Genomic DNA, 7,543 nt, shown 5'->3' with positions numbered 1-7,543 from the left:
CTCCCCCACCCCCCGCCTACCCACCTTCCCATCCTGCACACACCCCCGCACCCGCCAACTCAGCGCCAAGTACGCCAACGGCAGCATCAGATGTCTCTAAGCGCCACCCCGGAGGCCTGCCCGACCGAGTTCAGCGGTTCGGTTGCGCTAGACACCAGCTGCGACCCCTGCTCGAAGACCGAACTCAGCGGCGCCGTCATCTCCCCCGGCGACGCCGCCGCCTGCGCGCCGGCCTGCACGGCCTGGGCGGGGGCGCCCACCGCGTCACCCGGATTCGCGGCCGCTTCGGCCACGGCCGTGGCCGCGCTGGCCGGCGCGGCCGGTGAGGCACCCATCGGCGCCACCGGCGGCGGCACCGCCAACGCGGCCGTCAACGCACTCAGTGCCCCCGAATACGTCAGCCCCACACTGGAATTGTGCGGCCAGTGCTCACCGAAGTACTCCATGTCCCGTTCGATGATGGCCGGGGTGTTCTGCCCGAGAATATTGCTGGCCATCAACGCCGCCCATTCGTCGCGGTTGGTCTGACAGACCACCGACGGAATCACCGCCGGGCGGGCGCAGGCGTAGGCGTCCAGGGCGGCCTGCACCACCGACACCTTGTGGGTGGTCCACCCCACCATCGTCTGCAATCCGGCGTTGAGGCCCGTCGCGCTCACCGTCGAAGCGGCCCCACCCAATCCGATCCACTGGGTGGCGGTGGCGGCGGTGTTGACCGCAGACAGCCCCATGGACAGTTCGTGGCTGATGGTCTCGGTAATCCACACCAGTTGGTTGGCGATCGTCGAACCCGGGCCGGGCCCGGCCTCAAGGATCGCCGCCACCACTTCCGGCGGACCCATCCACCGGGGGTCGAGCGCCATCGGCCCGTTAGGGCAGGAAGCTCGACAAGTTGGTGGCGCTGGCCAGCTCGTTCAGCAGGTAGCTGATCGACGAGAGGCTTTGGCCGCCGGCGAACGCCACCCGCTGCCCGACATGTTCGGCGGCCGCCCCCAGATAGGCGGTCCCCGCCGCGTTGAGGGCCGCGGCGAACGCCGCCGAATCCGCATCCGCCGCCAGGGGCACCACCCCGGTGAGCGCTGCGGATCCGGCCGCGGTGCTGGCGGCCATCTCCCCGCTCAAAATCGTTTCGGTCAGCGCCGATATGTCAACCGCCGCGGTATTCACATCCAGCAACGACATCGTGCCTCCCCAGGTCGTGTGCCCCGGAATTGTCCGAGTCTAAGCCGTCCCTCATCGCCTGTCGATACACCCGACCGGCGCCCCACCAGCGGGCGCCGATCACGTCGGCGCCCCGACCAGAACACCCTCGATCTCCCCGTCGGAGGTGACCAGCAGGCCCCGCCCGGGCGGGAGTTGCTGGGCGCTGATCCTCCCGAAAACCTTGACGTTGGTGGGGTCGTTGTCCATGAACAGCGTGGGGGATCGCGACGCGGTCAGCCGCTGCAGGAACGGGTTCATCACCGACACCCCGGCCCAGTTGCCGGGCAGCCGGGAAGCGATCACGTGCAGGCCGATCTCCCGGCTGCGTTCGATCAACCCCCACAGCGGCGCGGTCGCCGCCGGTTTGCCGATCCCGCCGTGCGGGCGCAGTTCCTGTTCGTCGTCGAGCAGGACGAAATGGTGGGCGCCTCGCCACGCCGACCGCTGCAGCAGCTCCTGTTGGGTCAGCCCGGCCGGCGGCAGCCGATCGCGCAGCAGCGCGGCCAATTCGGCGATCACCCGGTCGATGTCATCGGCGGTGTAGGCGTAGGCCCGCACGTGCGGGCCGACGACCTTGCCGATCAGCGACGTCTTGGGGTCCAGGATGGTGATCTGCGCCTGCTCGGGGCCGAACCGGCTCAGCACGGCCTGCCCGAATGTCGCCAACGTGGTTGTCTTGCCGCATAATTGGCGTCCCATCACCAACATGTTGGGCACTAGCCGCGCGGGCAGCGCCACCGGCTGCAGCGCGGTCTCACCGATGGCGAACGGGATGTTCAGCGGATCCGCGGCCGCCGCGGTCCCCGCGTAGGCGGTGACAATGCGGGTCAGCGGGATCCGCTCGGGCAACCGGGCCAGGGTTTCGACCTTGTCGGTGCCGGCGACCGCGCCGACGACCGCGCCCACGTGTCGGGTGCCGAGGCGGCGGCCGTCGGCGCCGGTGATCTCGGGCAGCCCCACCAGCAGCTCGTAGCCGTCGCGGGTCAGGCCGAAGCCCGGACGGTCCAACGTGTTGCGGGCCGCCTTGCGCTGCTCCATCGAGGTTCCCATCTGCGACTCGTCGGGGTTGGACAGCCGCAGTTGGATGCGCACGTTGGAGACGTTGAGCAGGGCTTGCTTCTGCCCGACGAACCAGGCGGTGGCGCTGGTGGCGACGTGCACGCCGTAGGACAGGCCCTGCCTGGCCACCGCGATCGCCCGGTCGCCCATGGCGGGGTCCTTGTCGTAGAGATCGCCGAAGTTGTCGATGACCAGGAAGACGTCGCCGAACTTGTCGGCCGGGTCGGTGCCGCCGCCACCGCCCGCGCCGAATCGCCGTTCCCGGAACTCGGCGATATCGATTTGGTAGTGCTTGAAGGCGGCCTCCCGCGCCCGGATCAACCCCTCGATGGTGGCGATGGTGCGGGACACGCCCTCGCTGTCGGCCAGGCTCACCACCCCGGCGACGTGCGACAGGGTCTCCACCGGATACAGCGCCGCGCCGACGCAGAAGAACGTCACCCGCTCCGGCCGGTACATCAGCGCCGCGGACATCATCACCGTCATCAAGGTGGTGGATTTGCCGCGTTGGGCGGTCGCGACCACCATCAAATTGTCGAGTTCGGCGTCGATGACGTGCACCCGTTGCGCATGCTCGTCGGGGATGTCGACGACGCCCAGCGGGAACAGCAGACCGCGGTTCTGCCCGTAGTCGACGTGCCACGGCTGGCCCCGCCACTGCCCCACCAGCGCATCGACCGGTTCGCTGGCTTCCAGCGGCGGCAGCCAGATCCGGTGCGGCGGGCGGGCCGGATGGGCGCTCAGCGACTCCCGGATGACGTCGACGACCTTCTTTTTGCGGAACCCGTCCGGGTGGAACACGAACTCGTCGGGTTCCTCGGTCTCGTCGACCACCGTCAACGCCGCGCTGTCGGCCTCACTGAGCGGCTGATACTCCCAGGTCAACGGCCGCGGCTGCGAGAAGCCCACCGCGACAGTCTTGTTCACCTGCGCCGACTTCTTCGGCAGCACAAACGGCGCGGACACATAGAAGCAGCGGAACTGTTCCAGGTCGCGGGGTCCGACCTTGAGCAATGCGTACCCGTTCTCCCGGGACGGCAGGTGCAGCGCCGCGTCGCTGCCGATCACGTCGCGGGAGTCTTCGGCGGTCTCGGCGCGCAACGCCACCCGGAACGCGATGTTGCTTTTCGCCTTGCTCAGCGACGACAGGTCCAACCGTTGGCCGCCGAGGGTGAAGAACACGTTGCAGCCGCGCCCCTCCTGACCGATGTGGATGACCAGGTCGATCCACTCCTGGTGGTGGATGAACAGCTCCAGGTACTCGTCGATGATCACCAGCAGGATCGGCACCGGCTCCAAATCCCGCCCCGCCAACCGCATTTCCTCGTACTCGTTGGCGTCGCGCGCGCCGGCGTCCTTGAACAGCCGGTACCGCCTCGCGATCTCGCCGTTGATCGCCTTGCGCATCCGGTCGGCCAGATGCCGGTCGTCCTTGCCCAGGTTGGACAGCGAGCCGGCCACGTGCGGGAACCCGTCGAGGTCCTGGGCCGCGGACTCGAACTTCATGTCGACGAAGATGACGATGAACGTCTCCGGGGAGTGGGTCAGCGCGATCCCGCTGCACAGCGACAAGAAGTACTCCGATTTGCCGGAGCCCGAAGTGCCGATCACCACCGAGTGGAACCCGAAACCGCCGAAATCCTTGGCACGCAAGATGACGTACTGCAGTTCCCCGCCGGGTTTGACCCCGACCGGCACCATCGCCCACTTCGGGTCGCCGCGGCCGCGGCTTTCGGCCCACAGCCGATCCACGTCGAGGTGGCGCGGGTCGGTGACGCCCAGCGCCCGCAACAGTTCCCCACCTTGGCTATCGGTGGTCGGCAACTCCCCGGCCGCCATCGGGGACCACCGCGCCAACGCGCGCGCATAGCGGTGCGCGGTGCTTTCGGCCAGCATGTCGGCGACCGCGTAAAACGCGTCGCGGTGCCGGAGCCGGCCCTCGGCCAGCTCGAAGCGCTGCTCCGCGTCGGCGAAACCGACCCCGGTGCCGGGGCGGGTGGCCAGCCGCAGCACCGTAATCCCGGCCATCCCCTTCTGTCCGGTGACGCCCTCCCATTGCTCGGGGGTGCCGGCGTTGTCGTCGACGATCACCCAATGCGGGCCCAGCGCGGGCCCCGTCCCCGACTCGATCGGGGAGGGCATCGAGGTGGGGCTGGCCCCGGTCGGCGGGGTCCACGGTCCGCGACCCTTGCGGTGCAGCTCGGCGTCGAGCGCCTCTTCGAGTTCGTTCGGCGCGGTGAACACCAACCGCCGCAGACCACAGGCGTCGAACATCTCATCGTGTTGGTTGTGCGGCAGCCACACCAGCCACGACCACAGCTGCGGATGCCGGGTGACCACCATGAGCTTCACGTCGTGCGGGCTGTGGTAGACCGCCAGCGAGCACAGCATCGCCCGCATCAGGTCGTGCAGTTCGGCGGGGTCGGCACCGACAAAGCTGAAGCCGGGTTTCGAGCGCAGGCTCACCACCTTCCCGATGCCGCGAATCTTGCTCTGCTCCAGGATGAAGTCCCGCAGCGCCCCGCCGGTGACCGGTTCGAGTTCTTCGCCGATCGGGACCTCCGGCCATTGCAGCGACACCGCCGAATCGCTGGTCGCCTGCACGCCGATGCCCAGCCGCACATCCAGAAAGTCGGGGTCCTCGGGTCGGCGCTCCCACATCCGCGGGCCCCCGATCACGGTGTCCAGCTGCTGCGGGTCGCCGTGCACGAACAGCTGGCTGCGGCGCTGCTCTTGGGCGGCCCGCTGCACCTCGTCGCGGTCCTCGTCGAGTTGGCGCAGGTAGCTGCGGCGCTGCTTTTCCTGCTCGCCCCAGCTGATCCGGCGGCCGCGGCCGAACCGGCCGGAAAACATCAACGCGCCGAAACCGGCCAGCCCCATCATCGGGAAGAACCCCGACTGCAGCGACCGGACCCCGGAGGTGTACATCACCACCAGGGTGCCGACGATGCCGACCAGCAGCGCCGGGATGGCGATCATCAGCAAGATGTTGCGCGGCTCGCGTTCCGGCAGGGCCAGCGGTGCGGCGACGGCCACCCGCGCCGGCGGGACGACCGGTACCGGCCTGCGGGCGCCGCGCACGAATCCGCGTTTGGACATGGCTAGCCTCCGGTTGTCTCGGCGCGCGAGACGGGGGCCACCGCGCCGTGCCCGGCGATGGTGTCGTGGGCCAGCAGCGCGGTGTCGCGGCTGATCGCTGGCCCGGCGGCGAAGGTGCGCACGATCGGCCAGGGGGCTTGCACGGCACCGCGGGGGTCGAGGTCGAGCGCCTGCAACGTCTGCTGGTCCCATTGGATGCCGTACCGAACACCTTGCGGCGACACCCAATACAGGCTTTCGCGGGTGTCGGCGGTGGCGACACCGCTGGTCGTCGCGACGAGGTTGGCCGCGCCGGGCAACACCAGGGTCTGGTCGGCCTCCACCGAATCGGGTGCCCGGTCGTCGCGCACCAGCCTCACCAGCCGGGCGTCCATGCCCGTCGGCACCGGCAGCCCCCGCCCGGTGAGCACCGCGACCGCGGCTTGCGGATCGCTGGACTGTTTCTGCCAGCCGACACAGGTGACGGGGCTGGCGGTGGTGTCCACAAACTGCAGCCGGCCGCGCGGGTAGTAGTCCACGTCGAGCACGTCGACGACCGGGATATTTACTAGCTTGTCCGGGCCGACCAGCCGCGGGGTCGGGTAGCCCTGCGCGTCGGAGGTGCGCAGCAGGTCGGCGACGAAACTGGTGATCTGCTGCACGCCGCCCGGTAGCAGGACATAAAAGCCGCTGACAGCACCGTTGGCGTCCCGGGTCTGCAGAACGGTGCCGACGGTGGCGTCGCGCACCCAGACCGAGGGGGTGCCCTTCTCCGGGACCTGCGGAACCACAAGGGGTTCGGTGGCCGGCAGCGCATCGAAGAGGGCGTTGGAGATCGCGATCGGGCGCGTCACGCCCGGGTCGAGGCCCAGGTTGAAGGTCACCGACCGGTCGGTGGGGTCGATCGCCGACCGGTGACCGCCCCAGATGACGTAGGTCGCGTCCTTGTGCCGGGCGAGGATGGCCTGGGCGGGGCCCATCGGCGCGGCCCGGCCGAACACCGACAGCTCCCCGGCGATCGCGGTCACCGTCGGCGCCGCCCCGCTGCCGGGGGCGGCCGCGGTGTCGCACACCGACCACGCCGACACCGACCCGGCGGTGACACCGAGATCATCTGGGACACCAGGTATTCCGATCATCGGACCGGTCGGATACTTGACGATTTCGCGGGCGGTCACCCAGGTCGGCCGGGCCGCGCTGCCGACCGCCAACCGCGCCGAGGTCAGGTTGAGCGCCGGATGCAGCCGTCCGTCGATCTTCGCGTACACCTGGCCGGTGTCGCGGTCGCCGACGATCGCCGCCTGGCCCACCAGCCCGGCGGGCTTCATCACGTGCAGCAGCGCCATCCAGCCGACACCGATCAGCACGAAGACCATCGACAGCACCAGCGCCGCCTGCTGTTTCCGGTCGTCGTGTTTCATCCGGACCGAGAATCGGGTGATCGCGGCCCGCAGCCGCCGGTTGTAGAACAGGTGGCCCGAGTTCTGGTCTCGGTTCGACAGGTTCAGCGGCACGGTCAGTATCCTTTCGGCGGACGACTGGAATCCGCTTGCTGCACCAGTGCAACAAGATTCGCACCGTCGGCGGTCACGCCGTAGCGCTGCATGACGTAGTTGATCGACGCGCAGATGTTGGCCACCGGGTCGTAGATGTTGGTCGAGGTGCCCGGCTGATGGTATTGGGCGAAGGTGGCCGGGAGGGTCTGGGTGAGGCCGCGGGCGTAGCCCAGCCGGTGGCCGTCGGGCTGGACCGGTCCGGGCGCGGTGGCCGGTTCGGACGCCACCGCCAGCGCCCGGCCCCCCGACTCGCGGGCGATCAGGGTTTCATAGCCGCGCAGCCAGCGCCGCCGCGCGGCCGGGTCGGTGATGCCCAGCCGATCCAGCGCGTGGGCGATCCGGTTCCGCACGGTGCCGGACGGGGCCGACCGGGCGTAGCGCACCGCGCGCAGCGGGATGGCGTGGGCCGCGGCGCCGTGCTGGTCGGCGGCGCGCCGGCGCTGCGGGTAGGTCAGCCGCCGCATCCGCCGGGTCAGGTCGCGGGCGCGACGTCGGGATCGGCGGATGTGGCGGCGTTGCCCGCGGAGGCGAGCCGTCATGCGGCGCAGGGCTTCCCGTCGCCCCAACGCGGTGTCCGCGGCGGGCACGGTGTCGGCGAGGGCGTCGTCGAGCAGCGCCCGGGTCGCCCGGCGCGGACACCGCGTTGG

Annotated in this window: 5 protein-coding genes; all 5 read right to left on the bottom strand. The window is 69.9% G+C overall.

Annotation, left to right across the window (positions count from 1 at the left end):
- Positions 1-86: 86 nt before the first annotated feature.
- Positions 87-842 carry a PPE domain-containing protein gene (locus BKN37_RS24640; protein ID WP_165618389.1) on the bottom strand — a complete coding sequence of 252 codons (756 nt, stop codon included), beginning with the start codon at positions 840-842 and terminating at the stop codon, positions 87-89.
- A 28-nt stretch (positions 843-870) separates the two neighbouring features.
- Positions 871-1,182, bottom strand: coding sequence for a PE domain-containing protein (locus BKN37_RS24635; RefSeq protein ID WP_071029599.1), 312 nt, complete (start codon positions 1,180-1,182; stop codon positions 871-873).
- Between the two features lie 99 nt (positions 1,183-1,281).
- A complete protein-coding gene (gene eccCa, locus BKN37_RS24630; RefSeq protein WP_071029597.1) occupies positions 1,282-5,361 on the bottom strand; it encodes a type VII secretion protein EccCa in 4,080 nt (1,359 codons plus the stop codon).
- Between the two features lie 2 nt (positions 5,362-5,363).
- The gene (gene eccB, locus BKN37_RS24625) at positions 5,364-6,854 is read right to left on the bottom strand and encodes a type VII secretion protein EccB (RefSeq protein ID WP_071029596.1); all 1,491 of its coding nucleotides are present in this window, start codon (positions 6,852-6,854) and stop codon (positions 5,364-5,366) included.
- Positions 6,855-6,856: 2 nt separating this feature from the next.
- The coding region (locus tag BKN37_RS24620; RefSeq protein ID WP_071029594.1) for a lysozyme family protein at positions 6,857-7,543 on the bottom strand (687 nt) is incomplete at its 5' end.

The organism is Mycobacterium talmoniae (assembly GCF_001854525.1).
Classification (GTDB): Bacteria; Actinomycetota; Actinomycetes; order Mycobacteriales; family Mycobacteriaceae; genus Mycobacterium; species Mycobacterium talmoniae.
Note: the sequence above shows the minus strand (reverse complement) of the source record. Positions and strands in the feature narration are given on the sequence as shown.